Source organism: Roseateles sp. DB2 (genome assembly GCF_051857535.1).
GTDB lineage: Bacteria > Pseudomonadota > Gammaproteobacteria > Burkholderiales > Burkholderiaceae_C > Roseateles_B.
Genome location: NZ_JBPZGY010000009.1, coordinates 147645 through 172785 on the forward strand (window position 1 = coordinate 147645; position 25141 = coordinate 172785).

At 70.5% G+C, this 25141-nt stretch carries 22 protein-coding genes; 9 read left to right on the forward strand and 13 right to left on the reverse strand.

The window, feature by feature from the left end; genetic code table 11:
- Nucleotides 1–16 precede the first annotated feature (16 nt).
- From mnmA to ACS5PK_RS15095, 3 genes are all read left to right on the forward strand, one after another.
- Nucleotides 17–1159, forward strand: a complete 1143-nt coding sequence (mnmA, locus tag ACS5PK_RS15085) for a tRNA 2-thiouridine(34) synthase MnmA (protein ID WP_439441081.1) — start codon at nucleotides 17–19, stop codon at nucleotides 1157–1159.
- A gap of 90 nt (nucleotides 1160–1249) precedes the next feature.
- Complete coding sequence (locus tag ACS5PK_RS15090) at nucleotides 1250–2497, forward strand: sensor histidine kinase (protein ID WP_439441082.1); 1248 nt, start codon at nucleotides 1250–1252, stop codon at nucleotides 2495–2497.
- A gap of 32 nt (nucleotides 2498–2529) precedes the next feature.
- Nucleotides 2530–3174, forward strand: a complete 645-nt coding sequence (locus ACS5PK_RS15095) for a response regulator transcription factor (RefSeq protein WP_347611577.1) — start codon at nucleotides 2530–2532, stop codon at nucleotides 3172–3174.
- Nucleotides 3175–3273: 99 nt separating this feature from the next.
- Here ACS5PK_RS15095 and ACS5PK_RS15100 read toward each other — a convergent pair whose 3' ends face one another.
- Both ACS5PK_RS15100 and ACS5PK_RS15105 read right to left on the reverse strand, forming a co-directional pair.
- Nucleotides 3274–3819 (reverse strand): CAP domain-containing protein, encoded by a 546-nt coding sequence (locus ACS5PK_RS15100; protein WP_439441083.1) that lies wholly within the window; start codon nucleotides 3817–3819, stop codon nucleotides 3274–3276.
- Nucleotides 3820–3840: 21 nt separating this feature from the next.
- Nucleotides 3841–4899 (reverse strand): acyltransferase family protein, encoded by a 1059-nt coding sequence (locus tag ACS5PK_RS15105; protein WP_439441084.1) that lies wholly within the window; start codon nucleotides 4897–4899, stop codon nucleotides 3841–3843.
- A 349-nt stretch (nucleotides 4900–5248) separates the two neighbouring features.
- Here ACS5PK_RS15105 and ACS5PK_RS15110 point away from each other — a divergent pair, with 349 nt between their 5' ends.
- From ACS5PK_RS15110 to ACS5PK_RS15120, 3 genes are read left to right on the forward strand one after another with little or no spacing between them, the layout of a single operon-like run.
- Nucleotides 5249–5911, forward strand: a complete 663-nt coding sequence (locus tag ACS5PK_RS15110; RefSeq protein ID WP_439441085.1) for a choice-of-anchor J domain-containing protein — start codon at nucleotides 5249–5251, stop codon at nucleotides 5909–5911.
- A gap of 24 nt (nucleotides 5912–5935) precedes the next feature.
- On the forward strand, nucleotides 5936–6379 hold the full coding sequence (locus ACS5PK_RS15115; RefSeq protein ID WP_439441086.1) for a post-PEP-CTERM-1 domain-containing protein: 444 nt from the start codon (nucleotides 5936–5938) through the stop codon (nucleotides 6377–6379).
- Between the two features lie 8 nt (nucleotides 6380–6387).
- A complete protein-coding gene (locus ACS5PK_RS15120) occupies nucleotides 6388–7827 on the forward strand; it encodes a PA domain-containing protein (protein WP_439441087.1) in 1440 nt (479 codons plus the stop codon).
- A 273-nt stretch (nucleotides 7828–8100) separates the two neighbouring features.
- On the opposite strand, the gene ACS5PK_RS15125 is transcribed toward ACS5PK_RS15120, so the two are convergent.
- Genes ACS5PK_RS15125 through gspG form a run of 10 tightly spaced genes read right to left on the reverse strand, consistent with a single transcriptional unit; the run spans nucleotide 8101 to nucleotide 17378 of the window.
- Nucleotides 8101–8586, reverse strand: coding sequence for a type II secretion system protein (locus ACS5PK_RS15125; protein ID WP_439441088.1), 486 nt, complete (start codon nucleotides 8584–8586; stop codon nucleotides 8101–8103).
- On the reverse strand, nucleotides 8573–8950 hold the full coding sequence (locus ACS5PK_RS15130) for a type II secretion system protein (protein ID WP_439441089.1): 378 nt from the start codon (nucleotides 8948–8950) through the stop codon (nucleotides 8573–8575). Before ACS5PK_RS15130 ends, ACS5PK_RS15125 begins: the two co-directional genes overlap by 14 nt.
- Complete coding sequence (locus ACS5PK_RS15135; protein ID WP_439441090.1) at nucleotides 8950–9435, reverse strand: type II secretion system protein; 486 nt, start codon at nucleotides 9433–9435, stop codon at nucleotides 8950–8952. The genes ACS5PK_RS15130 and ACS5PK_RS15135 overlap by 1 nt, the downstream gene beginning before the upstream one ends.
- 19 nt (nucleotides 9436–9454) lie before the next feature.
- Entirely contained in the window at nucleotides 9455–11716 is a 2262-nt protein-coding gene (locus ACS5PK_RS15140; protein WP_439441091.1) for a secretin N-terminal domain-containing protein, read from the reverse strand.
- Nucleotides 11717–11721: 5 nt separating this feature from the next.
- Nucleotides 11722–12264, reverse strand: coding sequence for a hypothetical protein (locus ACS5PK_RS15145; protein ID WP_439441092.1), 543 nt, complete (start codon nucleotides 12262–12264; stop codon nucleotides 11722–11724).
- Nucleotides 12261–12857, reverse strand: coding sequence for a hypothetical protein (locus ACS5PK_RS15150; RefSeq protein ID WP_439441093.1), 597 nt, complete (start codon nucleotides 12855–12857; stop codon nucleotides 12261–12263). The genes ACS5PK_RS15145 and ACS5PK_RS15150 overlap by 4 nt, the downstream gene beginning before the upstream one ends.
- Nucleotides 12854–14227, reverse strand: a complete 1374-nt coding sequence (locus tag ACS5PK_RS15155; protein WP_439441094.1) for a hypothetical protein — start codon at nucleotides 14225–14227, stop codon at nucleotides 12854–12856. Before ACS5PK_RS15155 ends, ACS5PK_RS15150 begins: the two co-directional genes overlap by 4 nt.
- Entirely contained in the window at nucleotides 14208–15740 is a 1533-nt protein-coding gene (locus ACS5PK_RS15160; protein ID WP_439441095.1) for a GspE/PulE family protein, read from the reverse strand. The genes ACS5PK_RS15155 and ACS5PK_RS15160 overlap by 20 nt, the downstream gene beginning before the upstream one ends.
- Complete coding sequence (locus tag ACS5PK_RS15165) at nucleotides 15737–16933, reverse strand: type II secretion system F family protein (RefSeq protein ID WP_439441096.1); 1197 nt, start codon at nucleotides 16931–16933, stop codon at nucleotides 15737–15739. Before ACS5PK_RS15165 ends, ACS5PK_RS15160 begins: the two co-directional genes overlap by 4 nt.
- Before the next feature lie 19 nt (nucleotides 16934–16952).
- Complete coding sequence (gene gspG / locus ACS5PK_RS15170) at nucleotides 16953–17378, reverse strand: type II secretion system major pseudopilin GspG (RefSeq protein ID WP_439441097.1); 426 nt, start codon at nucleotides 17376–17378, stop codon at nucleotides 16953–16955.
- A 377-nt stretch (nucleotides 17379–17755) separates the two neighbouring features.
- On the opposite strand from gspG, the gene ACS5PK_RS15175 reads away from it, so the two are divergent.
- Nucleotides 17756–19639: a TonB family protein gene (locus ACS5PK_RS15175; RefSeq protein WP_439441098.1), complete on the forward strand. Its 1884-nt coding sequence runs from the start codon at nucleotides 17756–17758 to the stop codon at nucleotides 19637–19639.
- An 89-nt stretch (nucleotides 19640–19728) separates the two neighbouring features.
- On the opposite strand, the gene ACS5PK_RS15180 is transcribed toward ACS5PK_RS15175, so the two are convergent.
- Nucleotides 19729–22425, reverse strand: coding sequence for a TonB-dependent receptor (locus ACS5PK_RS15180; RefSeq protein ID WP_439441099.1), 2697 nt, complete (start codon nucleotides 22423–22425; stop codon nucleotides 19729–19731).
- Between the two features lie 272 nt (nucleotides 22426–22697).
- On the opposite strand from ACS5PK_RS15180, the gene ACS5PK_RS15185 reads away from it, so the two are divergent.
- Together ACS5PK_RS15185 and ACS5PK_RS15190 are read left to right on the forward strand one after the other, a co-directional pair.
- On the forward strand, nucleotides 22698–23951 hold the full coding sequence (locus ACS5PK_RS15185) for a cyanophycinase (protein WP_439441100.1): 1254 nt from the start codon (nucleotides 22698–22700) through the stop codon (nucleotides 23949–23951).
- A gap of 56 nt (nucleotides 23952–24007) precedes the next feature.
- A complete protein-coding gene (locus ACS5PK_RS15190; RefSeq protein WP_439441101.1) occupies nucleotides 24008–25126 on the forward strand; it encodes a succinylglutamate desuccinylase/aspartoacylase family protein in 1119 nt (372 codons plus the stop codon).
- Nucleotides 25127–25141 lie beyond the last annotated feature (15 nt).

A 25141-nucleotide genomic window follows, 5' to 3' on the forward strand; every position in this document is an offset into this window, starting at 1 on the left:
TTGGGACAATCGGGGCATGAGTTCGCCCCTGCCCCCGTTGTCCCCCACGTCCGCCCGGCAGCGCATCGTCATCGGCCTGTCCGGCGGTGTCGATTCCGCCGTCTCCGCCTACCTGCTGAAGAAAGCCGGCCACGAGGTGATCGGCATCTTCATGAAGAACTGGGAAGACGACGACAACGACGAATACTGCTCCTCCCGCCAGGACTTCCTGGATGCGGCCTCGGTGGCCGACGTGATCGGCATCGAGATCGAGCACGTCAACTTCGCTGCGGACTACAAGGACCGCGTCTTCGCCGCCTTCCTGCGCGAATACCAGGCCGGCCGCACACCCAACCCCGACGTGCTGTGCAATGCCGAGATCAAGTTCAAGGCCTTCCTGGATCACGCCATGGCGCGCGGCGCCGAGAAGATCGCCACGGGGCACTATGCCCGCGTGCGCAGCGTCGGTGATCAAGTGCAGTTGCTCAAGGGCCTGGACCCGCTGAAGGACCAGAGCTATTTCCTGCACCGCCTGCAACAGCACCAACTGGCCAAGACACTCTTCCCCGTGGGCGAGCTGCCCAAGACCGAGGTACGCCGCATCGCCGAGGAGATCGGCCTGCCCAATGCCAAGAAGAAGGACTCCACCGGCATCTGCTTCATCGGCGAACGGCCCTTCCGCGAGTTCCTCAACCGCTACCTCTCCCACCAGCCCGGTCCCATCAAGGACGAGCGTGGCCGCAAGCTGGGCGAGCATGTGGGCCTGTCCTTCTACACCCTGGGCCAGCGCCAGGGCCTGGGCATCGGTGGCATCAAGGAGAAGGGCGCCCCGCGCGGCGGCGGCGAACATGCGCCCTGGTTCGTGGCCCGCAAGGACCTGGAGACCAACACCCTCGTCGTGGTGCAGGGCCATGACCACCCCCTGCTGCAGTACCGCAGCCTCATCGCCGACGACCTCTCCTGGTGCGGCCCCGCGCCGGCCTTCGGCGGCTTCGGCGCCAAGACCCGCTACCGCCAGGCCGACGCGCCCTGCGCCTTCACGCCCGAGCACCCGGGCGCTGGCCAGTTCCGCCTGGACTTCCCGCAGGCGCAATGGGCGGTGACGCCGGGCCAGAGCGCCGTGCTCTACGATGGCGAGGTCTGCCTGGGCGGCGGCGTGATCGCCGAAGCCATCCCCTGAGCCCTGATCGGTGAATGCCCGGGCCATGACGCCCGGCACGTGATCAAAGCCAGGCGCTGTGGCACGCTGGCGACTCCTCACGCCGCCATCTTGAACTTCGACCGCTTCCTCGCCCGCATCGCACGCCCCTCGGTGGTGTTGCGCATCGCCACCCTGGCCTACTTCCTGATGGAGTTCGGCAGCCTGGTGACGGCCCTGCGAGGCGGCAACTCCGAACCCTACGACGGCCTGCTGGCCCAGCTCTACCGCCGCGGCCTGGGCAATCCGCAGGACCCGGTGCTGGTGATCGCCTGCTTCCTGCTGTTCTGCGCCTTCATTTACCTCTTCTGGCAGGCGGCCCAGGAAAGCAGCCTGGACCGGCCGCGCCCGCGCGCCCTGCAGCGCATCGTGGCCCTGGATGTGCTGGCCTGGTGCATCACGCCCGCCCTGCCCTTCCTGGTGACGGTACTGGCCTCGGTGCGGCTGCGCCTGCGCGCGGCCTTCTTCTTCGCGGTGAGTCAGGTCGTGATCCGCCTGCTGCTGTACGCGCTGCTGCCCTCGGAGACCGAGTGGCAGGAGCAGCGCCAACCCAATGCCTCGATGTGGGCCCTGATGATGGCCCAACTGGGTGCCTTCGTGGGCCTCTATGCCATGGCCTTCGGCATCGGCCGGCTGCTGGCCAACGAGGTGGACAAGCGCCGCTGGCTGCAGGTCATGCTGGCCGAGAAGACCTCGGGCGAGGCTCTGCAGGCCGAGCAGCTGCGCTATGCCGAACGCATGATGATGGCCCGCGAGCTGCACGATGTGATGGGCCACCACCTGACTGCACTGAACCTGCAGCTGCAGCTCTCCGAGGCCCTGCTCAAGCGCAATGACCCCGACGGCGCCTCGCAGGCCGTGGCCCGAGCCCGCGAAGGCGCCGCCCACCTGCTGGCCGATGTGCGCGCCGCCGTCTCGGCCGAGCGTGCCAGCAACCGCATCGACCTGCGTGAGGCCCTGCAGGCGCTCGCCCAGGGCATTGCCAGCACCGATATCAGCCTGGAGCTGGACGAAGTCGCCCAGGACCTGAGCCCGCGCACCGCCCATGCCCTGCTGCGCTGCGTGCAGGAGGCCGTCACCAACAGCGTGCGCCACGGCCGGGCCCAGCACATCGGCATCCGCCTGAGCCGCGTGGGCGAGGGCGATGCCGCCGAGGTCTGTGTGAGCGTCGAGGACGACGGCCCCGGTGCGCCCAGGCTGCGCGAAGGCAACGGCCTCAAGGGCATGCAGGAACGCATGGCCGAGCTGGGCGGCAGCTTCAAGATCCTGAAAAACGGGCCCGGATTCATGATCGAATGGCGGGTACCGCGCAAGAGCTGAGCCCAGGAATCACGACGGAAGAGGAGATATCCATGAGCGAGAAGATCAAGGTGCTGCTGGTAGAAGACCAGCAACTGGTGCGCGAAGGCCTCAAGGGCCTGCTGGCCCTGCATGAGGAGGTGCTGCTGATCGGCGAAGCCGCCGACGGCGCCGAGGCCCTGGAGAAACTGGCCGATGACCAGCCCGATGTCATCCTCTCCGACATGCGCATGCCGCGCCTGGACGGCACCGGCCTGATCCGCGCCCTGGCCGCGCGCGCCTGGAAGATTCCCGTGGTCCTGCTGACCACCTTCGACGACGCCGAGGCCTTCGACGAGGCCGTGCGCGCCGGTGCCAAGGGTTTCCTGCTCAAGGCCATCAGCCCGGACACCCTGGTCCAGGCCCTCAAGGATGTGGCCGCTGGCGGCACGGCCCTGCGGCCCTCGCTCACCGAGCGCATGGAGCGCCCCAGCGTCGAGCGCGCCTTCAGCGCCACGCCGCAGCCGGACCCGCTCTCTCCCAAGGAGCTGCAGGTGCTGCGACTGGTCGCCAGCGGCCGCAGCAACACCGAGATCGCCGCCCTGCTGGGCAATAGCGAGGGCGTGATCAAGAACCACTGCTCGGCCGTGTTCTCCAAGATGGGTGTGCGCGACCGCACCCAGGCCGTGCTGCGGGCGATCGACCTCGGCTGGATCTGAACGCCCCCGGCGGTCCTGCGCCGCGGGTTTTGGGCGGGAGCGCGTCCCGGAGCCGCCCAGGCCCGCCCAGACCCGCTCAGGAGTCTCGAAGGGCCCCGCTCAAGGGCCCTCTGCGGCCCGGCGCGCAGGCGCAGCCAGATGCAAGACCCAGAAGCGCTCATGGCGCCCCGTCCCGCTGACGCAAGCCAGCCCCATGTCCTCAAAGGCAGGCTGCATCAGGTTGCTGCAGTGCTCCTCGCTGCCGGCCCAGAGGGCAAAGACTTCGTCCGCTCCCAGGGGGCCTGCCGCCAGGTTTTCACCCACACTGCGCAGCAGATAGCCCGCCCCCTTCACCCGCTCCCGCAGGGACGGACTGCTCAGGCCCTGGTGGCTCAGTTCATCCCGGGCCGCCAGTTCGCCAGCAAAGCGCAGGGCCGAGTCCGCCAGTGCGGCGTTCCAGCGCAAAGGCCGGGCCGGCGCAAAGTCACGTGCGCCGCAGCGCCGCGCCTCGGCACGCCAGGCATTGGCCAGCCGCAGTGCATCCTCGACGCCCGGCGGGCAGTCCGGGGCAGGGGCGGGGGCGGGGGCGGTCACAGCCGCCACGCAGCCCGGCACCCCGCCCAGCAGGCAGGCCAGGAGGATCAGCACGAAACGCAATGCAGCCATGGCGCGCGATCATAGGGCCGCTCAGGCACGCAGCAGGCGGCTGAGCCCGCGCCGCAGCGATTGCCGCAAGCGCTCGCAAGGCTCCGTCAGGGCCGCCGACAGCCCCAGGCTCAGCACCGTGACGCCGCCGCAGGCCAGCAGCGGCCACAGCGCAGTCAGCGCGGAGAAGAACTGCAGCAGCGGGTAGTGGAACAGGTAGATGGGGAAGGTCGCCCGTGACAGACGCGGCGCCCAGTGCGCCAGCAGGGCCGGCACGCTGCGTCCATGCAGCCAGGCCGACATGCCGGCCACATGGGCCGCCACGCCCAGGGCAATGAGGTTGTCCGAGACGAAGGCTTCCGAGTGCCCCATCAGCTGCACCAGCGGCTGGGGCAGCATCGCCAGCAGGCGCCAGGTGATGTAGAGGTTGCCCACCTTGCCCAGGGCGAGGGCCAGGGCCCAGGCCAGGCCGATGGCAGCCAGCATCCCGCCCTGCGAGGTGCCCATCGCACGCACCCGCGGGCTGCGATGGACCCACACACCCAGCCACCAGGCCGGCAGCAGCAGCAGCAGACGAGGCCCGATGAGCAGGCTGCAGGCCAGGGCCAGCGGCCAACGCCAGCGCCCGGGGGCAAAGCTCAGCACACCGAACAACAGGTAATAGCCCGCCTCATACGACAGGGACCACATGGGGATGTTGCTGCCGGCCGCCCAGCCCTCCACCCAGAACTCGTTGACAAAAACGGCCGAGGCGAGCGCACGAGCCCAGCCGCCCTGCACCTCCTCATACAGCGCGGGCAGCCACTGGCGGCCCCAGGCATCCAGCACCAGGGTCAAGGCGATGGCCGGCAGCGCCACCGACCACAGCCGGCTCAGGCGCTGCACCGCGTAATGCCGCCAGTCGTGGTCCTTGTGCTCCCGGGTATAGGCGATCACATAGCCGGAGAGCACGAAGAACACCACCACCGACTCATGGCCGTGGCCAGCCAGGCCTTGCAGCCAGCGGCCGTGATAACTCGCATAGGACGCGTGATGGGCGAAGACCAGCAAGGCCGCGGCCAGACGCAGCAAGTCCAGGTAGATCGAAAAGGCCGGAGACATCAGGAAGACGGGGGCGCGAAGCCATGGCGGTAAGGCAGGCCGCACTGTAGCGACACTGGCTCAGGCCATGACCCGCCCCCCCTTGCATGGGTGGCGGCGGCGGCGCAAGGGTGGCCTCAGCGCGACATGCGCCCGACCTGTGCCACAAACAGCACAAACAGCCCGCACCATCCTGAATTTCCTCTAGGGGCTTTCACCACCCCGCAATCCGGTGTCACTAGGGCTTACAGCATCCCCACTTCGTAGGATGGCTCGTGAGAATTCGCACGGTCTGGACAGCCCCGGCCGAGCAGTTTTGAGCGCCGCAAGCATCCCAGCCCATCTCGAGTTCGTATTTGGAGGGTTTCTCATGCGCAAGCAACTTCTTTCGGCCCTGGCCCTGTCGGCCGCCATGGCCAGCGCTCAGGCAGACACACTGCTGTCCGAGGGCTTTGACAACGTGACCGGCCTCGCTGCCCAGGGTTGGGTATTCACCAACAACAGCGCCAACCCTGGCAACAACTGGCTGCAGGGCGCCGATGGCGTCTTCGCCCCGCAGGCGGGCGGCCCGACCAGCTACGCAACGGCCACGTACAACAGTTCCAAGACGGCTGGCGGCACCATCGAGAACTGGCTGATCACCAAGACCATCTCGCTGTCCCAGTCCTTCCAGCTGAGCTTCTATGCCAACGCCATGGCCGACGGCTTCATCGACCAGCTGGACGTGATGCTCAGCACCAATGGCAGCGCCAGCGCCACCAGCGGCTTCACGCAGCTGCTGGTGTCGATCAACCCCGCAGGCGACGTCAACGGCGCCCCCTTCGGCTGGACCCGCTACACCGCCACCTTCGACGGCCTGGGCGGCAGCGCCTCGGGCCGCCTGGCCTTCGTCTACAAGGGTGACTACGCGACGGCCGATGCCATTGCGCTCGACACCCTGGATGTCAGCACCGTCCCCGAACCTGCCAGCTACGCCCTGATCGCCCTGGGCCTGGTCGGTGCCGCCGTGGCCCAGCGCCGCCGCAAGGCCTGAGCCCCTACACGAGGAGAACACACCATGAAGAGCCAATCTCTGATCGCGCTGGCCGGCGGCCTGCTGCTCAGCGGCGCCGCCCTGGCCTGCACCAACTGCGAAGAACACGCCAAGGCTGAGGCCAAGGCGACCGTCAGCACCACCGAGGGCGCCGACGGCATGATCGCCGTGCGCGACCCCGTCACCGGCCAGCTGCGCGCCCCCACCGCCGATGAACTGGCCGCACTGCAGGCCAAGTCCCAGACCGCCAAGTCCACCCGCGCCCGCGCCCTGTCGGCCACTGCCGCACCGGCGGCACGCGTGAACGCCTTCGGCGCCGTCGGCTTCCGCCCCGGCCCCGAGAACGTCAGCTACTCCGTCGTGACCCGCAATGCCGACGGCAGCCTGTCCAGCACCTGCGTGCAGGGCCAGGACCAGGCCGAAGCCATCGTCAAGGGCCAAGTGGCCAAGTCCGCCAACAAGGAGTGAACCCCGTCATGAGCAAGCACTTCATCAAGCCGCTGGCGGCGTCCCTCCTGCTGGCCTTCGGCGCCGCTCAGGCCGCCACCATCCAGATCCAGAACCGCGACGCCGCCGGCGTGGGCTTCAATGACCCCACCCCTGTGGCCCCCGTGGGCGGCAACCCCGGCACCACGCTGGGCGAGCAGCGCTGGAATGTCTACCGCTATGTGGCCGACCTCTGGGAACAGCAACTCAGCAGCGACGTGGTCATCACCGTCAGCGCCGGCTGGGAACCCCTGACCTGCTCGGCCTCTTCCGCCGTGCTGGGCAGCGCCAGCGCCTGGAACATCTGGCGTGACTTCGCGGGCGCCCCCAAGCCCGGCACCTGGTACCCCCAGGCCCTGGCCAACAAGATCTCGGGCGTCAACCAGTCCGAAGGCCAGCCCGATGACGGCAGCGGCTACGGCAATGTCGATATCAAGACCCAGTTCAACATCAACCTGGGCAAGCCCGACTGCCTGGCCGGCTCCGGCTTCTACCTGGGCCTGGACGGCAACACCGGCGGCAAGATCAACTTCGTCGCCACGCTGCTGCACGAGCTGGGCCACGGCCTGGGCTTTGCCACCTTCACCCGCGGCAACACCGGCTCCATGCTGCTGGGCCTGCCCTCGGCCTGGGACCACAACCTGCTGGACAACGTGACCGGCAAGCTGTGGACGCAGATGACCAACGCCGAGCGCGTCACCTCCGCCACCAACGGCCGCCGCCTGGTGTGGAACGGTGCCGAGGTCAAGGCCAAGGTGCCGGAAGTCCTGGCCCTGGGCACGCCCTCCGCCAAGATCACCGCTCCTTCCAGCCTGACGCGTGCCCTGGCCATCGGCACCGCCGGCTTCGGCCCGCAGATCAGCGCCACAGGCCTCAGCGCCGAAGTGATGCCTGTGGTCGACCAGGCTGACGGTGTCACCGGACTGGCCTGCGATCCGCTGAGCGCAGCCAACAAGCTGGCCGTGGCCGGCAAGATTGCCCTGGTGGACCGTGGCGTCTGCTCCTTCACCGTGAAGGTCAAGAACGCCCAGTTGGCCGGCGCCAAGGCCGTCCTGGTGGTGGACAACGCCAACGACAACCCGCCTCCGGGCCTGGGTGGTGCCGACAACACCATCACCATCCCCTCCGCCCGCATCAGCAAGGTGGACGGCCTGGCCCTGAAGGACGCGATGAAGGCCCGCACCCGCACGCGTTCCGGCCTGTACATCACCCTGGGTCTGGACATGAGCCAGTACGCTGGTGCCGACCTGCTGGGTCGACCCTACCTGTACACGCCCAATCCCTTCGCCTCGGGTTCCTCGGTGTCCCACTATGACACCAGCGCCTTCCCGAACCAGCTGATGGAACCCTTCATCAGCGCCGACCTGACCACCGTGCTGAAGGCTCCGAAGGATCTGACCTTCCACCTGCTGCGCGACATCGGCTGGTAAGCCCTGCGCTGCGGCACCCTGCGGTGCCGCAGTCCTTCGAGGCGCGAGTTCCTTCGGGACTCGCGCCTTTTGTTTTGCGGCCCTTGCTGGGCCAGGGCTGCCATGAGTCCCGCGGGGCTCCAGCCCACCAGCTGGCGGGATTGGACGCCATGGCGCAGCACGGAGAAAGGTCTGCCCATGCGATCGCACCGACCGCCAGGACCGCGTCCAGCGCCAGCGTCGTCTTTCCTCCCACCCCGCTCCCTTCATTGCGAGGGCAGCGGTCTGAGAGGGTCAGGGCTTGCCTGCAAGCGCAGGCAGCGGCTGCGCCGCGAACTGCAGCCCGCTGGCCCGCTCCACAGGCATCCCGTCCGGCCCCTTGCTCATCAGCAGGAGCCGGTCCGAGCGGCTGCGCACGCCCAGGAAGCCCAGGGCCGGCGGGGGGGCGGGGATCAGCGCCCAGTCGGCCTCGCCAGTGAAGGGATCGGCATAGCGCTGGCGCAGGTGGTGACGCGGCCGCAGGCTGCGCCGGTCCTCGACCAGATCGTCCAGGCTTTGGGGATAGGCCGGGCGGCCCGGCGTGGCGGCCGCATAGCTCTCGATGGCGCGGACGATAGCCTGGCCCCGAAAGACCAGCTCCCGCTCGCGCTCCCGCTGTGCCGCCAGGCTCCAGCGCTGGCCCAAGGCCGCCAGGGCCGCTGCCGTAAGAGCGATGAAAAAGAGCAGGCCCAGGTAGCCGAAGCCCCGGGCCTGCGGACCGGGCCGCTCACCAGTCCGCATAGGCTGAGCCATCCAGAGCGGTTCCCGGCGCACCGCTGCGCAGGTCGTAGAGGGCACCGCCAACGCCCGCATCTGCCGGCGGCGCCTGGAACTGCCAGCCCTCGCGCTGGCCGCTGACCGGATCCTCGGGCCACTGGCGCAAATAGCGGGCCCCCACCAGCTCGTCCAGCGAATCGGGGTAGCGGCCCTTGTCCGCCGCGAACTGGTCGATGGCGTCGCGCACGGTGGACAGCGTCTGGCGCAGGGCCACCTCGCGCCCTCTTTGCAGGCTGTTGAAATAGCGCGGAGCGACGATGGAGGCCAACAGAGCAACGATGCTCATCACCACCAGCAGTTCGATCAGAGTGAATCCTCGGCGGCGCATCACCAGTCCTTGTAGAAGCTGCCGTCCAGTGCGCGGCGCTCGGAGCGCGAGTGCACATCGAACACGTCGCGGCCGGCGCGGCGCTCCTGCGGGCCACTGTCGGCGGCGCGCAGGGCCCAGCCCTCCTCCGCGGCGACGTCGGCCGGTGCAAAGGGATCACGAGGCAGTCGGCGCAGGAAGTAGAGCTTGCGGCCATTGGGCGACTTGATGTCGGGCACGCCGCGCACCAAGTCCTGGATGTCGGGCGGATAGCCGCTGTCATCGACCTGCCGGGCGATGCGGCCCTCATCGGCAGCACGCTTGTAGGCATCCAGGGCCGTGCGGATCTGGCGCAGGGCCTCGCGCAGGGCAAACTCCTGGCTGCGCCGCACGCTGAACTCCAGCACGGGCCGCGCCGCCGCGGCCAGCACGCCGACCAGAGCAAGCACCACCAGCATCTCGATCAGCGTGAAGCCGTGCAGGCGCCTGGCACCGGATCGGAGCATGCCAGGGGCGCGCATCATGTCAGCGAGCCGCCTCGACGCGCACCTGAGTGCCGCCTTCGACCTGCACAGGCAAGACCTGACCCTGCGCGTTGCGCGCCACCAGGCCCTCCAGCTGCAGGGACACGATCTGGCCTTGGGCTGCCGGCAGCGCCCGCAGCAGCAGAGCCTGAGCCGCCCCGGGCGCCAGCTCGAAGGCCAGGTGGCCGGGCGTCGCGCCGGGTGTGACGGAAACGGGCTGCAGCAGAGCCGGGTCATAGCGCAGGCTGCCGCGCACGGTCAGGGGGCTGCCCTGGCGCAGGACCACGGACACCGTCCCCTCCGGCACGACCTCAGGCGTGGTCTCCAACTGCAGCAGCACGGACTCCATAGGCGCGGCGGCCGCGGCGCCGGTGTCCGCCGGGCCGACGGACGGAACGGAAACCGGCAGATGAGCCGCGGGCGATGCCTGGACCGGTGCAGACAGGGCCGGTGCCAGCGCGGCGGCAGGCGCACTGGCCGACGCCGGTCGCAGCAGGCTGCTGAAGGCGCCCGGCGAGGCGTCCGTCCCGGCCATCAGCTGGGTGAGCCGCACGTCGGGCAGGGGCACGTTGCGCACGATGCGCGGCGTGATCAGCAGCACCACCTCGGTCTTGTTGCGGGTGTCCGTGGTGACGCCGAAGAGCCGGCCCAGCAAGGGCAGGCGGGACAGCCCCGGCACGCCCTGGGCGGCGCTGCGGTCCTCGTCGTTGATCAGGCCGGCCAGCACCTGGGTCTCGCCATCGTTGAGCCGCAGCGTGGTGGTGGCGTTGCGGGTGCCGGTGGCGTAGGCGGTGGTGCCGCCGGGCCCCGTCATCTCCTTGATCACATTGCTGACCTCCAGGCCCATGCGGATGATGACGTCGCCGTCGAGCTGGATGGTGGGCTCCACGTCCAGCTTCAGGCCCACATCCAGATAGCTGACCGAGGCCGCCACCGAGGTCGTGCCGCTGAAGTTGGTCGTCGTGGTGAAGATGGGCAGCTTCTGGCCGATCTGGACCTTGGCCTTCTCGCGGTTGCGCACCCGGATCTTGGGATTGGCCAGCAGATTGACCTGCCCCGCCGTGCCCTTCAGCGTGGCCACCAGGGCCGGGTTGGCGATGGACCCACGGAACTCATTGCGCTGGCCCAGCAGCACGGTGCCGCCCATCTTGCCGTCGGCGCCCAAGAGGCCGTACTGCACCTGGTCCGGCCATTGCAGGCCCAGGGCCTCGACCTGGTCGGAGCCGATCTCCATCACCTCCACGTCCAGCATGACCTCGGGCTCGGGCAGGTCCACCGAGGCGATCAGCTTCTCCACCAGGCGGACCACTTCGGGCGTGTCCCGCACCACCATCAGGTTGAGGCGCTCGTCAATGTGCAGGTCGCGCACCTTGGCGATGGTGCGCACCAGGTTCTGCACCTGTTTCACGTCGGCATTGCTGAGATAGAGGGTGCGGGTGATCAGCTCCTGGTGTTCGCGCTGCTTGGCCTGGCTGTTGGGATAGATGAGCACCGAGTGTTCGTTGAGCAGCTTGCGGTCCAGCTGCTGGGTGGACAGCAGCACGCGCATGGCCTCGTCCAGGGTGACGTTGCGCAGGAAGATGCTGGCGCGGGCGTCGGTGCGCACATCGCGGTCGAAGACGAAGTTGACCTGGCTGCTGCGGCTCAGGGCCTCGAAGATCTGGCGCAGGGGCGCATCGCGGAACTCCAGCGTGACGGGCACCTGGAAGGCCGGGCCCAGCTCCTGGGCGCCGCTTTCCAGCGGCCTGGCCTGGGCGATCTGGTTCTGCAGCTGGCGGGCGCCGGCATGCAGGGGGTTCTCGGCGAGGATCTCTCGCAGCAGGGCGTCGGCCATGCCGGGCCGACCGGCCTTCACCTGCTGGCGGGCCTCCTGCAGACGCTGCTCGTGGCGGCGGCCGCGCGGCAGCTCCACGGCCAGGGCCTGGGCGCGTGGATGCTGGGGCTCCAGCTGCAGCAGCTGGTCGAGCAGGGCCTGGGCCTCGTCCCAGCGCTGGGCGGCACGCAGGCCCTCGATCTGCACCAGCCAGCGCGAGACCCGCTGCTCGCGCACGCGCAGCTGGGCGCTGCGCAGGGCCGGGTCTTGCGGTGCCGACCTCAACGCAGCGCCCAGCAAGGCATCAGCCTGGCCCAGTTGGTTGGCACGCAGCAGCTCGTCGGCCTCACGCAGGGCCGGGTTGGCACAGCCCAGCAGGCTGCCGAGGCTGAAGGCCAGCAGGGAAAGGGGAAGGGCGCGGAAGGCCGCGCGGCACCGTGCGTTGGACATGGCACTCACAAAGGTTTGAATCGGAGCGTCTGAGGCAGCGGGCCGGGCAGCCACAGCAGCTCCAGGGAATCTTCGCCAATGGACTGGACGCGCCATTGACCGTCTATGGTGTCGCCTGCCTGCACCGCCAGGCTGCGCTGCTCGGAGCCCAGCAGCGCCTGCACGCTACCCGTCTGCACGAGGCGGCCAATCAGCTGGTAGGGAAAGGACGGCGCCTGCGGGGGCGCGGGCTGGGCCCGGCTCTTCGGCGGCAGCTGGACCTGCGGCGGCGGGACAGGCTGCCAGGCGGCCAGCGCGGCGGACTCGGCCTCGGGCCAGGGCTCGCGTGGCGGCGCCGTCCAGCGCCAGGGCTGCGTTCTGGCGGATGCCTCGGCGCCAGCCCCACCCGGCATCGACCGGCGCGCTGGGGCAGCGTCTGCCAGGTCGGGCAGCGCCTGGTCCGGCAGCTGCGCCGCCCACATGCAGGCGGCAGTCGTCGCGCCCAGGGCCAGGGCCAGGGCCCACTGCCGGCGGGACGGGGACGCACCGGTCTTCAGGGAAGCCCTCATGGCAAGGCCTCTCTTTCACGACGGCTGTGCAGGGTCCAGACCAGCTCTGCCTGCAACGTCTGCGAGTCGCGCTCCGCGCGACGCAGGCGCAGGCTGTCCAGGCTCAAGGCCGGGTCGTGGGCCAGGGCCGCACCGAGGTAGGGCCGCAGCTGGGCGTAGCTGCCCTGCACAGGCATGCTCACGCGCAGGCGCTCCAGGCCGGTGTCGGCATCGACGCTGAGCCGCTGCTCGCTGCGCTGCTGCACCAGGCCCAGGCGCAGGCCGATCTCCAGCAGGTCGGCCAGGCGCTGCTGGCGCTGGGACGAGGGCGGCAATGCCGCCAGGAGTGCCGCGGGCGAGTCTGCGCCAACGGCACTCCGGGGTGCGTTCGACCGCAGTGAGCGGCGCAAGGCGGCCTGCTGCACGGCCAGCTCCTCGGCCTCGTCCTGCCAGCGCGGTGTCAGCTGCAGAGCCAGCACGCCAGCACAGAGCAGGCACAGCGCAGCCAGGACACCCGGCTTGCCAAGCGCACGCAGAGCCTGCCAGACCAGGCGCGCCCGATGGCGAAGGGCAGCGGGGGTCAGGTCTTGCCAAGGGGTGATCCGGGAGTTCATGGGCGGCCTCCTGCTGGCGGAATCGGGGTCTGTACCGCAGGCGTCGGCGCCGCGGCCGGTGCCGCTGACACGGGCGCCAGCCGCGCCTGCAGGCTGAATCGCAGGCCGGGCCGGCCGCCGTCCTCGGCCTGGATGGCGCCGGGCAGGACTTCCGTCCAGCCCGGCAGCCGCGCCAGGGCATCGGCCACGGCCAGGATCTGGGCGCGGTCATCCGCCTGCCCCTCCAGCCTGACTTCTGCCCGCGCCGCCTGCAGGTCCAGCCCCAGCCAGGCCACGCGAGGGCGCTGCTGCTCATCCAGGGCGGCCGCCTCGATCTGGGTCAGGACCCCCCGCCAGGGTTGCTGCAGCGCCTGGCGAGCCTCGGCCAGTGCCTTGGGATCACCCGCCAGGGCCCGGGCACCCGGACGCCCCTGGGACGGCGTCACGCTGCGGCTCAGCCTGGCCTGCAGGCTGGCAACGCCCTCGCGGGCGGACTGCCGCTGGGCGTGCGCCTGCCAGGCTTCCTGCACCGCCAGCCCCAGGCACAACAGCGCCACGCCCAGCAGGGGCCAACGCCAGCGCGCCAGCGGCGGGAAAGGCGGGAGAAAGTCACCCGAAGCCTCACACGGCGCCCGGGCCGCGTGAGCCCACAGCAAGGGAGCGGGTGTCGCGACATGCAGAGGATTCAGCAAGCGCACCCCGGCCGGCACGGCGTCCAGCGCCGCCGACAGGCCGTGCCCCGCCAGCAGGGTCTCACTGCCCTTCGGCAGCGCCGCCAGCAGGGGCTGCAGGCGCTGAAGCAGGGCCTCGGGGCAGGGCGACGCCAGGCGCAAATGGCGTACTGTCTGCAGGACGCCTGCCTGCAACTCCAGCCAGCACAAGAGGCCGCCCTCCACCCAGGCCAGGGCCGCATGCGGCAAGTGCGCCCAGGCGGGATCCTGCCGGCGGCAGGCCTCCAGGCAGACCAGCGAGGCCGGGCGCGCACTGCGCAGACGCGGTCCAGGCTCCGGCCAGCACTGCGGCGCCGACAAGGCCCAGGCGCCACAGCGGCGCAGCCCGCCCCGCCCCTCGGACCAGGGCGCCAGCGGCCAATGCTGTGCCTGGGGCCCGTGGTAATGGCTCAGCAAGTGGACGGCATGCGCGCGGATGGCATCGGCTCCCGGCAAGTCCAGGCCCGCCTCGGCCACCAGGGGCGTCAGCAACTGTTCGGACAGCACCAGGTCCAGGCCGGTCCCGAACGCGCTGAGGTCGGCCAGACCATCGCCGTCCGCATCGCGCAGGCCGTCAAGGCCCAGCCACAGGGGTCGCCCGGCGGCTGCGCGCCAGCGAGTCCAGCGGCCTGGCATGCGGGCCCCCGCTGCGCGCCGGGCTTCATTCGTCGAGGGTGACACGGTCCAACTCCTCGAAGCTGCTCTCGCCGCGGCACACGGCCGCCAGGGCCTGCTGGCGCAGGGGCTTCATGCCGCGGCTGCGCGCGGACTCCTTGATCTGGGACATCGGCGCCCGGCTGGCGATCAGGTCGCGCAGCCCGTCGTCCAGGCGCAGCAACTCGGCCACCGCGCGCCGGCCGCGATAGCCGGTGCCACGGCAATGGCCGCAGCCTGCGCCCTTCATGAAGCGGTGCTCGCCGGCCTGCAGCCCGTGGCGCGCCAGCAGGGCCGGGTCCGGCGTGACGGGCGTCGCGCAGTGGCGGCAATTCAGCCGCATCAGGCGCTGCGCCAGCACGGCGTTGAGGGCGGAGACCACGTTGTAGAGGTCCAGGCCCATGTGCATGAAGCGCCCGATGACATCAAAAGCGCTGTTGGCATGGACGGTGGAGAAGACCAGGTGGCCGGTGAGCGCCGCCTGCACGGCGATCTGCGCGGTCTCGGCATCGCGGATCTCGCCCACCATGACACGGTCCGGGTCGTGCCGCAGGATGGAGCGCAGGCCGCGCGAGAAAGTCAGGCCCTTCTTCTCGTTCACGGGGATCTGCACCACGCCGGGCAGCTGGTACTCCACTGGGTCTTCGATGGTGATGATCTTGTCCTGGCCGGTGTGGATCTCGGTCAGCGTGGCGTAGAGCGTGGTGGTCTTGCCCGAGCCCGTGGGACCGGTCACCAGCAACATGCCATGGGGCTGACGGGCCTGCAGGCGCAGCGCGGCGCGCTCGGTCTCATCGAAACCCAGGGCATCGAGGCTCAGGGCGCCCTGGTCCTGTTCAATGCGAGCGCGGTCCAGCAGGCGCACGACGGCGTCCTCGCCGAAGACGCTGGGCATGATGGAGAGACGGAAGTCGATCTCGCGGCCGGCGTGGCGCAGCTTGAATCGGCCGTCCTGCGGCACGCGGCGCTCGCCGATGTCCAGCTCGGCCATGACCTTGAGCCGCGAGACCAACTGCTCGGCCAGGGCCGCGCCCTCGACCTGGCGCACCGGCGCCATCACGCCGTCGATGCGAAAGCGGATCTGGGCGCCACGGGCCGTGCACTCGATGTGGACGTCACTGGCGCCGTCCTGCAGGGCATCGAAGAGCGTGGCGTTGAGCAGGCGCACGGCCGGCGAGACCGACTCGGACAGCGAGAGGGCAGACAGTTCCTCCACCATCACGACGCCGGCCTCCCCCGCGCCCAGTCCCTCGTCGACCTCGGCCAGGGCGCGGAAGTCAGCCTCGCCGCTGCCCAGCCAGTGCGCCAGGGCCGCAGGCTCGCAGCGCTGCCAGTCCACCGCGGCCTGCAGACGGGCCTCCACGCTCTGAAGCAGCAGCACATCAGGGTCGCGGTCGGCCAGCAGCACGAGGCGCGACATCGCCCCCTGCGCCAGCACCGCCCGCCAGCGCTGGGCCTGGGCCTGCGGCCAGCGTTCGAAGTCCAGCTGCCAGGGGCCATGCTCGGCAGGCAGGCAGTCGTGGAGGTGAACGGCTGTCATTGCACCTGCTCCACGAGCTGGAAGATGGGCAGGTACATCAGCACGATGATGCCGCCGATGAGGACGCCCATGATCAGCATCAGGGCGGGGTTGAGGGCGCGGCTGAGGAAGTCGGTGAGTCGCACGGCTTCCTCGTCGTGGAAGGCGGCGGCGCGTTCGAGCATGGCCGCCAGCTCGCCGCTGCGCTCGCCCACGCGCACCATGCGCCGCGCCACCGGCGTGGCCAGGCCCTGGGCCTCCAGGGCTTCGGAGAAGCGCTGGCCCCCGCCCACGGCGGTGGCCAGGCGGGCCACTGCGTCCTGCCAAGGCAGGGCCATCAGCGGCTGTACGATCTTCAGGGCCTGCAGGGCCGGCACGCCCGCCGCCAGCAGCATGGCCAGGCTGCGATAGAAGCGGGCCAGGGCCAGCACGCGCAGGCGCGGGCCCACTGCCGGCAGGGTCCACAGCCGGGCCTGCAGGATCGCGCGCACGGGCGCCGAGCGCAGGGCCAGCCCCGCGGCCAGGGCCACGCCACCCAGGCCCCCGGTCACGGCCGCCGGATGCTCGCCGGCGAAGCGGCCGAAGCGCAGCAGCGCCAGCGAACCCCAGGGCAGGTCGGAGCCCAGGCCGTCCAGGATGCCGGCAAAGCGCGGCAGCACGAAGAGCAGCAGGAAGAGGATCACCGCCGAACCCACCCCCAGCAGCAGGGCTGGGTAGACGCAGGCGGCCACCAGGCGGTCGCGCAGCTGCTGCACCCAGGCCAGGTAGCGCGCGTGCTGGGCCAGGGCCGGGGCCAGCTGTCCGCTGCGCTCATTGGCTGCGACCAAGGCACAGATCAGTTCGTCGAAGGCCTGGGGCTGGGCACGCAAGGCCGCACTCAAGGGCTGGCCGGCCTTCAGTGCCTGCACCACGGCCGTCAGGGCCGCACGCACCATGGGCTGAGCTTCCTTCTCGCTCAGGGTCTCCAGGGCCTCGACCAGGGACACCCCGGCACCCAGCAGCACTGCCAGTTCCTGGCTGAAGAGCTGCAGGGGGAAACGTTTGCCGGCGGCCGCGGACAGCGGCTCAGGGCCTTCATCGACCTCCTGCACGGACAGGATGCGCTGCGGGCTCACCCCCAGCAGGCCGGCCAGTGCCTGGCGGTCAGGGGCCTGCAGCCGGGTCTGCTGCAGGCCGGCGCGCTCGGGCTGGTAGCGGACGATGTAGTCAGGCATGGTCAAAGGCAGGCCGGGCTCACCAACTGGTGATGTCGGCATCCTCTCCCTCGCCGCCGGGCCTGCCGTCATGGCCGAAGGAGAGCAGGTCGTACTCCCCATGGTCGCCAGGGGCCTTGTACTGGTAGGCCTGGCCCCAGGGGTCCTTGGGGACGGCCTTGGAGAGATAGGGGCCGGCCCATCGAGCCTCGTCCAAGGGCTTTTCGCGCAGGGCCTGCAGGCCTTGCTCGGCAGAGGGGTAGTGCCCGGTGTCGATGCGGTACTGGTCCAGGGCCTTTTGCAGGGCGTCCAGTTGCGCGCGCGCCACCTTGACCTCGGACTTCCCGATCTGCCCGAAGAAGCGTGGCCCCACATAGCCCGCCAGCAGGCCAATGATGACCATCACCACCAGCAGCTCCAGCAAAGTGAACCCACGCCCTGCGCACGGGCGGCGGCAACGACTCATACATCCCCTCATGTGATCTGGACCCTGCCCTGGCTCACGGCCTGAGCGAGCCTTCCCGGCCCTGCGGCGGTGCTTGGCCAGCCCGCTTTATGACAGATGCATTCGACAGGCGTTTGACAGACCCCGCCAAAGGAGACGGGGCCAGCAACGGACTGCGGCAATCTGCCGCATCATGCCGCAGCGCACAACGGCGTTTTCCAGCAACCGGGAGGTGCGCATCCCTCAGTCGGGGGGCACCCCTGGCCGGCCTGCGCACAAGGCGGGCCGGCACCCCGATTGCCGCTGGGTCTGTCGCCGCCCGGCCCCCGCAGGCCCGGGCGCGTGACGCGGCGAGGAAACGGTGAAAATCAGCGCCGCACTCCCAGCCCGACGCACGCTTGAAAGCACTCCGCCGCCCCTTCGCGCCCCTCTTCGCGACCCCCACCGCTTTCCGCGTGCAGCTGCCTGCGGAACTGGCGGCCCTGGCGGCATCGGCCCATGCGGACGCAGGCGGCCGGGAGCGCGCGGCCGTGCGTCGCCCGGGGCTGTCCCTGGCCCTGTCGCTGGCCCTGCATGCCTTCGTGCTGAGCCTCACCTTTGGTGGCCAGGGCCTTGGCCTGCCCGGCCTGGGCCTGCCCTGGAGCGAGCAGCGGATGGAGTTCCCGCCCCTGCAGGCCCGGCTGATCCCGCCTCCGGTGCCGGCCTCGGCAGCGACCTTGTCGGCCAGCACCTCGGTGGCACCGCCCCCCGCGCCGGCCTTGCCCGACCCAGCACCCCAAAAGGCAGACGCCCACGAGGCCCCGCCGCCTGCGGCGACGCGATCAGAGGCCTCCCAAGCCGCCCCACCAACGCGCCCCTCGCCTCTCGCCGCCACGGACTCGCCCACCACCGCACCCGCCACCGCACCCGCTGAGGCCGCCACCGACCGTCGTCTGCTGGCCCTGGATCCCTCACAGCCGGACAGCTGGGTCGTGCCCGAAGCCAGCGCCGCCTCCGCGCCGGAGCCGGCCCGTGCGGCGCAGGAGTCCCTCCCCCTGGACGCCTCCGAAGCCCGCCGCGAGATGCAGGCCCTGATGGCCCGCCAGGCCCTGCGTCCGCTGGAGCCGGAGCGACCCGTAGCCGCGGCGGCGCCTGCGCCGACCCCGGCGCCCGAGGCCGATGCGCAGGAGCTGCTGCGCCTGATGCAGCGCTCTCAGGCCCGGCAGAGGCAGGACCAGCGCGAGGCAGCACGGCAAGAGGAACGCCAGGAGGCGCGCGCGCAGGCACAGGCACAGGCACAGGCCGACCGCAGCAGCGCTGAACTCGCGCACCAGGAAGCCAGCCGCCAGGCCGCCCGCGCCGAAGCCCAGCGCCAGGACGCCGCGAGAGCGGAAGCGGCCCGACAGGAGGCCGCCCGCCGCGACGCGGCCCGGGCGGAAGCCGAGCAGCAGGCCACCGCCCGCGCTGCCGCCGCGCAGGCGCAAGCCCTGCGTGCAGAAGCGGAGCGGGCCGAAGCAGCCCGGCAGGCCGCGGCACGCGCGGAAGCCCAGCGTGCCGAGGCTGCACGTCAAGAAGCCCAGCGCGCCGAAGCGGCACGACAAGAAGCGGCACGACAAGAAGCGGCCAGGCAGGAAGCAGCACGCCAGGAGGCCGAGCGCACCGAAGCCGCGCGGCAGGAGGCCCAGCGCGCCGAAGCGGCCAGGGCGGCCGCGGCCCGCCAGGAGGCCGAGCGCCTGGAAGGCGAACGCCAGGCCGCCGCACGCCAGGAAGCGGCCCGCCAGGCAGCAGCACAGGCCGCTGCCGCAAGCCGGGCCGCGCAACAGGAAGCCGCCGAACGGCGCGAGGCCCGCCTGCGCGAGATCGGCCGCCAGCTGGACGAGGAACGCGCCCAGCGCGACGCCGCCGCCGCGTCCGCCCGCCAGTCCAAGGACCTGCCCTATGCCAGCAGTGCGCGCCGCGGCCGGCTCATGGGCCGCAGCGATCCCAATCCGGAGCTCGTGGCCTATGGGGAGACCTGGGCCCGCAAGATCCAGCTCGATACCGTCAGCTTCGAGCGCCTGCGCGAGCTGCTTCGCCAGCCGCACTTCGATGCCCTGGTGACCGTGGCCGTGCGCGCGGACGGCTCGGTGGAGTCGGTGAGCTTCGTGCGCTCCAGCGGCTTGCCCGCCCTGGACGCCGCCATCGAGCGCACGGTGCGGGACCTGGCCGTCTACCCGCCTTTCCCGCCAGCCCTGGCCAAGGACTACGACGTGATCGAGATCCGCCGCACCTGGCACTTCGACACCGCCATCCGCCTGTACTGAGCCGGCAGCGCCGGTCAAAAAGCACACAGCCCCGGCACCAGGGCAGGCACCGGGGCTGTCAGGGTCCGCGGACCTCGATCAGCACAGGATCAACGCAGCTTGTAGTTCAGGCTGACGAAGAAGTTGCGGCCGCGCGGGTCGGTGTAGGTCGGGTCGAAGGTCGACAGGAAATAGTAGGACTGGTTGGAGAAGGGCGGGGCCGTGTTCAGCAGGTTCTGGATGCCGGCGCGCACGCTCAGGCGCTCGTTGAAGCGGTAGCTGCCGCTCAGGTCCCACAGCGAGTAGGCCTTGACCTGGCGCGGCTCGGTGCCGGGCAGGTAGCTGTCGTCGGTGTAGGCGGAGAAGTAGCTGTTGGCCAGGGTCATCGAGAGCGGGCCGAAGTCCCAGTCGGCCGAGAGGCGATGGCGCCAGCGCTGAATGACCTGGTCCTGCAGGAAGCGGCCGGCGTTTTCCAGGTAGGGCTCGGCGGCGCCGAACTGGCGCTGGTAGTGCATCACGTAGGTGCCGCTGAAGTTCAGGCCGAAGCGGCCCATGTCCGTGGCCGCCGAGCGCCAGCGGGCCTCGAAGTCCAGCCCTGAGGTCTTGAGGCCGCCCTGGTTCTCCTTCTTCAGGACCAGGGTGGGGTAGTCATCGGCCGGGTCGCGCTTGATGTAGGAGGCGTAGCGGTCGGCGTTCTCCAGGATGATCTTGCCGGAGAGGTCGCTGATCACGTCGGTCTTGCGGATCTGCCAGTAGTCCACGCTGACCAGGCTGGTGCTGCTGGGCTCGAAGGCGATGCCAAGGGAGAACTGCTTGCTCTTCTCGGGCTTCAGGTCGGGGTTGGCCACCTTCTCGGTGGGGTACTGGTCGAAGGCGTCATAGACCTTGTCATAGAGGAAGGCCGGGCTGGTGCCGTAGGTGGCCGGGCGGTAGAGCTCGCTGAAAGTCGGCGCGCGGAAGCCGGTGCCGGCCGAGCCGCGGATCACGACGGTCTTGCTGGGCTGATAGCGCAGGCCCAGCTTGGGGTTCACCGAGCTGCCGACCTTCTCGTAGTGGTCGGCGCGCAGGGCGGCCTGCAGCTCCAGCTGCTTGCTCAGCGGGGCGCTCAGTTCGGCATAGGCCGAGGTGATGTTGCGGCCGTAGTTCGTGGCCTCGGGCGCGGGGCTGGTGCCGGTGCTGTCGCGGTCACCGCCAATGTTGTTGCTGATCAGCAGGGCCGAGGGCGTGAAGCGCTGGGTCTCGCGGCGCAGCTCGGCGCCCACGGCCAGGCCGAGGTCGCCGCCTTGGAGCTGGGCCAGGCTGCCGGTGAGCTTGAAGTCCAGGCCCGAGGTCGTGCCCTCACTGCGGCGGGCCACGTCGTCCACGCGCAGGGACTCGATCAGGCCGCGGCTCGATTCCGGCGAGGGCCCGAAGGGATTGATCTTGCCGGCGCGCACAGCGTCCAGCAGCTCGTTGAACTTGAAGTAGCCGTCGACGTAGCGGTCGGCCACCTCGTTCTGCGCGTGGCTCAGCGCGGCGGTGTAGTCCCAGTCGCCGAAGACCGTGCCGCTGGTGCCGACGACCACGCGCTTGGCGTCGCTGCGCACCTCGTTGGTCCGGTTGCCCAGCTCCTTGGCGCGGAAGCGGATCTCAAAGGTCCGGCCGTTCGTGACCGGCTTGGGCAGGAAGGCGTTCACGGCGGACCAGCTCATGCCGCTGAGCGTGGTGGGGTTGGGCGAGAGCACGTACTCGGTGTCGGCACGGGCCAGCAGCAGCTCGCCGAAGACCTGGCGGCCCTCGCTGAGCTTCATCACGCCGCGGGTGAGGAAGGAGGTCTTGTCGGACTTGGGATAGATCTCGGTGTCGGCCATGTAGTCATAGCCGCAGGCCTCGGCGCCGATCTGGGTCGGGGCGTAGACCGAGGCCGGCGGGTTGCAGCCCGGCGCGAACAGGTTCACGGTGCGCTGGGTGTAGGGCTTGCCATTGAAGTTGTAGCCCGCCGCGTTGATGGCGGCCAGCTGCTCGGCACGCGCGGCCGCATTGCTGGCCAGGCGGATGTTGCCGGGGTAGGGGCGGCTGGAGAGGTAGTAGGGCACGGTCTCGGTCAGCGGGCGCTCCTGGATGAATTCGCGCTGGGTGGAGCGCAGGGCATCGAGGGTCTGCACGTCGAGCGTGGCGAAGACGTTGTAGCCGTCGCGCTGCAGGTCGCCGCTGCCGCCGCTGATGGTGAAGGTGCGCTTGCCGGCGCCGCCTTCCTGCGTGCCCGAGGCGTAGGCGGCCATGTCGATGCCGCTGTAGTCCTGGCGGGTGATGAAGTTGATCACGCCGCCGATGGCGTCAGTGCCGTAGATGGCCGAGGCGCCGTCCTTCAGCACTTCCACGCGCTGGATGGCACCGGCGGGAATGCTGTTGAGGTCCACGCCGGCCGAGTCGCCAGGCGAGGCGAAGTTGGCCAGGCGGCGGCCGTTGAGCAGCACCAGGGTGGAGGACACGCCCACGCCGCGCAGATTGGCGCCGTTGAAGCCGCGCTGGCCGCCGGTGTTGTCGGAGATGGAGGCGCCGTCGCCCAGGTTGGCGGCCGCGGCGCTGATGTTCTTGAGCAGCTCGGCGGCGGTGGTCACGCCGGCCTTGGCGATCTCCTCGCGCTTGATGGTCTGCACCGGCAGGGCCTGCTCGCCCTCCAGTCGCTTGATGCTGGAGCCGGTGATCTCCACGCGTTCCAGCTTGGGAGCGGCCTCCTGGGCCTGGGCCAGCAGGGCGGGGGCGGCCAGCGCCAGGCAGGCGGCGCGGGCCATCAGGGTCAGGGACGGTTTGCTTGCACGGGTCATGGGAACCTCAAGAGAGAGAAGGGGAGAGCGATGCGGGAGGGGATGTGGGTCACTCTAGGGACCGGACTCATGACTTGCCTATGGGGTTTTGGCGCGCCGGTCGCTTGCAGGCAAATGCCTGTCGCTTCCGGACAAGCCGGCGTCTGGCCCTGCCCACGCCGGCCGCGGCCTCTTGCGATGAAGCGACATGCTCTTGCGTGGAAGGCGCATGCAGGGCCCGAACGAGGCGCAACCCGCTGGCCCGGCCGTCGGGGTCCTGCCAAGATGAAGCCATGCAACGCCTTCGACTTCTCCTGTGCACCGCCACCCTCTTCTGCGCGACCCTGGCCCAGGCCGGCACGGCCGTGGTGATCGGCGGCGCGCTGCGCAGCGACAACCCCACGGTCTGGCAGCGCGTGGTCCGCGAGGCGGGTGGGCCTGGCGCACGCATCGCCGTCTTCGCCACGGCCGCAGCCCACCCAGAGCGCAGCGCGCAGCAGATCATCACGGCCCTGCAGCGCGAGGGCGCCGAGGCGCGCTTCATTCCCGTCGCGCCGCGCCTGCAGGGCGAGGACCTGCAGGCTCGCCTCCAGGACCCGGCCCTGATCGAGCAGGTGCGCAACAGCCAGGGCGTCTTCTTCTCGGGCGGCGCGCAGGAGCTGATCGTCGACACCCTGCAACCCGGCGGCCAGCCAAGCAGCATGCTGCGCGCCATCTGGGAGGTCTTTGACCGCGGCGGCGTGGTGGCCGGCACCAGCGCGGGCGCGGCCATCATGAGCCGCCTGATGTTCCGCGATGCGCAGGACAACCTGGGCATCCTGCGCGGCCAGTGGCGCGAGGGCCGCGAGTACGACCGCGGCCTGGGCTTCGTCGGCCCCGAGCTCTTCATCGACCAGCACTTCCTCAAGCGTGGCCGCATCGGGCGCATGCTGCCGGCCATGCAGCGTCTCGGTTATCAGATCGGGCTGGGCGTGGAGGAGAACTCTGCCGCCGTGATCAAGGGCCCGCAGATCGAGGTCATCGGCGCCCGCGGCGCCCTGCTGGTGGACCTGCGCGAGGCCCGCAGCGACCCGCGCCTGCCCGCCTTCAATGTGCGCGGCGCCCGCCTGAGCTACCTGGACAGCGGCGACCGCTACGACCTCGCCACCCACCAGGCCACTCCCGCCCCCCACAAGCTGAGCGAGCCCCGCATCGACCCCAGCGCCAGCGACTACAAGCCCTACCTGCCCCGCGGCCACTTCTTCGGCGACATCCTGGGCGACGGCGCCATCGTCAGCGCCATGGCCCAGTTGCTGGACAGCCCGACGGACGAGGTGCGCGGACTGGCCTACGAGCCCGTGCCCGGCGCAAGGGGACGCACATCGAGACTGGGCTTCGAGTTCCGCCTCTACAAGGCGCCCGGCCTGAAGGGCTGGTTCAGCGGCGCCATGGGCGGTGAGGACTACACCGTGCTGGACGCGCGCCTGGACGTGCAGCCGGTGACCGTCGCCCATCCGCTCTACACGCCGCTGGCGCCACCGCCCCACCCCGCCACGGCCCAGCCCTGACCCCTGCCTTCCATTTCGTGGACGCCCCGCACCCCGGGGTGCCGTCCACCCACGCCATGCTGACTCAACACCATCTCCTGCCCGCCGCCCACGCCGGCACCCAGCGCCAGCTGCGCAGCCTGCACTTCGGCCCTGGTCGCTCCGGCCGCAAGGCCTATCTGCAGGCCTCGCTCCATGCCGACGAAGTGCCGCCCATGCTGGTGGCTCAGTCCCTGATCCAGCGTCTGCAGCGGCTGGAAGCCGAGGGCGCCATCGAGGGCCGCATCGTGCTGGTGCCCCTGGCCAATCCGGTGGGCCTGTCCCAGGACCTGCAGGGCAGCGCCCTGGGCCGCTTCGACCTCGCCACGGGCCTGAACTTCAACCGGCAGTTCAAGCACCTGGGCACCTCGGTGGCCCGTGCCGTCGCGCCGCGGCTGGGCGACGATCTCCAGGCCAACACCCGCGAGGTGCGCCGGGTGCTGGGTGAGCAGCTGGCCGCCTGGCAGGCGCAGACCGAGACCGAGGCCCTCAAGCGCCAGCTGCAATGCCTGGCCCATGACGCCGACCTGGTGCTGGACCTGCATTGCGACAACCAGGCGGTGATGCACCTCTACGTCGGCAGCGCGCAGGTGGACGCTGCACGGCCCCTGGCCGGCTACCTGGGCGCGCAGGCCCTGCTGCACACGCCGCTGGCCGGCGACGAGCCCTTCGACGAGACCCTGGCCCGTCTGTGGTGGGAGCTGGCCGAGCACTTCGCGGGGCGCCATCCCATCGATCCGCTGGGCTGCGTGGGCCTGACCGTGGAGCTGCGCGGCGAGACCGACGTGAGCCAGTCCCTGGCCGACCAGGACGCGCAAGGCCTCATCGCCTACCTGCAGCAGCAGGGCCATGTGGCCGGCGAGGCGCCGCCCGTGCCCACCGCCTGCGAGCCCACGCCGCTGGAGGCCGTCGAACCCGTGACCGCCCCGTGCCCGGGCATCGTCGTCTTCGCCAAGGCGCCGGGCGACTGGGTGCTCAAGGGCGAGCTGGTGGCCGAGATCGTGGACCCCCTCACCGACGAACGCACGCCTCTGCACGCCCGCTCCAGCGGCCGCTGCTTCGCCCGCAGCGCCCGCCGCTACGCCAGCCGCGGCATGCGTCTGGCCAAGATCGCCGGCCACGAGGCCTATCGCAGCGGCAAGCTGCTGTCGCTCTGAACGCTGCGGAACGCG

Excerpts from the sequence above, each read along its gene's own strand:
- ACS5PK_RS15100 (WP_439441083.1), bottom strand. The coding sequence starts at position 3,819 with ATGGCTGCATTGCGTTTCGTGCTGATCCTCCTGGCCTGCCTGCTGGGC.
- ACS5PK_RS15160 (WP_439441095.1), bottom strand. The coding sequence starts at position 15,740 with ATGACAGCCGTTCACCTCCACGACTGCCTGCCTGCCGAGCATGGCCCC.
- ACS5PK_RS15140 (WP_439441091.1), bottom strand. The coding sequence starts at position 11,716 with ATGTCCAACGCACGGTGCCGCGCGGCCTTCCGCGCCCTTCCCCTTTCC.
- ACS5PK_RS15185 (WP_439441100.1), top strand. The coding sequence starts at position 22,698 with ATGCAACGCCTTCGACTTCTCCTGTGCACCGCCACCCTCTTCTGCGCG.
- ACS5PK_RS15125 (WP_439441088.1), bottom strand. The coding sequence starts at position 8,586 with ATGCGGACTGGTGAGCGGCCCGGTCCGCAGGCCCGGGGCTTCGGCTAC.
- ACS5PK_RS15120 (WP_439441087.1), top strand. The coding sequence starts at position 6,388 with ATGAGCAAGCACTTCATCAAGCCGCTGGCGGCGTCCCTCCTGCTGGCC.
- ACS5PK_RS15135 (WP_439441090.1), bottom strand. The coding sequence starts at position 9,435 with ATGCTCCGATCCGGTGCCAGGCGCCTGCACGGCTTCACGCTGATCGAG.
- ACS5PK_RS15190 (WP_439441101.1), top strand. The coding sequence starts at position 24,008 with ATGCTGACTCAACACCATCTCCTGCCCGCCGCCCACGCCGGCACCCAG.
- ACS5PK_RS15110 (WP_439441085.1), top strand. The coding sequence starts at position 5,249 with ATGCGCAAGCAACTTCTTTCGGCCCTGGCCCTGTCGGCCGCCATGGCC.
- ACS5PK_RS15145 (WP_439441092.1), bottom strand. The coding sequence starts at position 12,264 with ATGAGGGCTTCCCTGAAGACCGGTGCGTCCCCGTCCCGCCGGCAGTGG.
- ACS5PK_RS15095 (WP_347611577.1), top strand. The coding sequence starts at position 2,530 with ATGAGCGAGAAGATCAAGGTGCTGCTGGTAGAAGACCAGCAACTGGTG.
- ACS5PK_RS15115 (WP_439441086.1), top strand. The coding sequence starts at position 5,936 with ATGAAGAGCCAATCTCTGATCGCGCTGGCCGGCGGCCTGCTGCTCAGC.
- ACS5PK_RS15150 (WP_439441093.1), bottom strand. The coding sequence starts at position 12,857 with ATGAACTCCCGGATCACCCCTTGGCAAGACCTGACCCCCGCTGCCCTT.
- ACS5PK_RS15105 (WP_439441084.1), bottom strand. The coding sequence starts at position 4,899 with ATGTCTCCGGCCTTTTCGATCTACCTGGACTTGCTGCGTCTGGCCGCG.
- ACS5PK_RS15130 (WP_439441089.1), bottom strand. The coding sequence starts at position 8,950 with ATGCGCCGCCGAGGATTCACTCTGATCGAACTGCTGGTGGTGATGAGC.
- gspG (WP_439441097.1), bottom strand. The coding sequence starts at position 17,378 with ATGAGTCGTTGCCGCCGCCCGTGCGCAGGGCGTGGGTTCACTTTGCTG.
- ACS5PK_RS15180 (WP_439441099.1), bottom strand. The coding sequence starts at position 22,425 with ATGACCCGTGCAAGCAAACCGTCCCTGACCCTGATGGCCCGCGCCGCC.
- ACS5PK_RS15165 (WP_439441096.1), bottom strand. The coding sequence starts at position 16,933 with ATGCCTGACTACATCGTCCGCTACCAGCCCGAGCGCGCCGGCCTGCAG.
- mnmA (WP_439441081.1), top strand. The coding sequence starts at position 17 with ATGAGTTCGCCCCTGCCCCCGTTGTCCCCCACGTCCGCCCGGCAGCGC.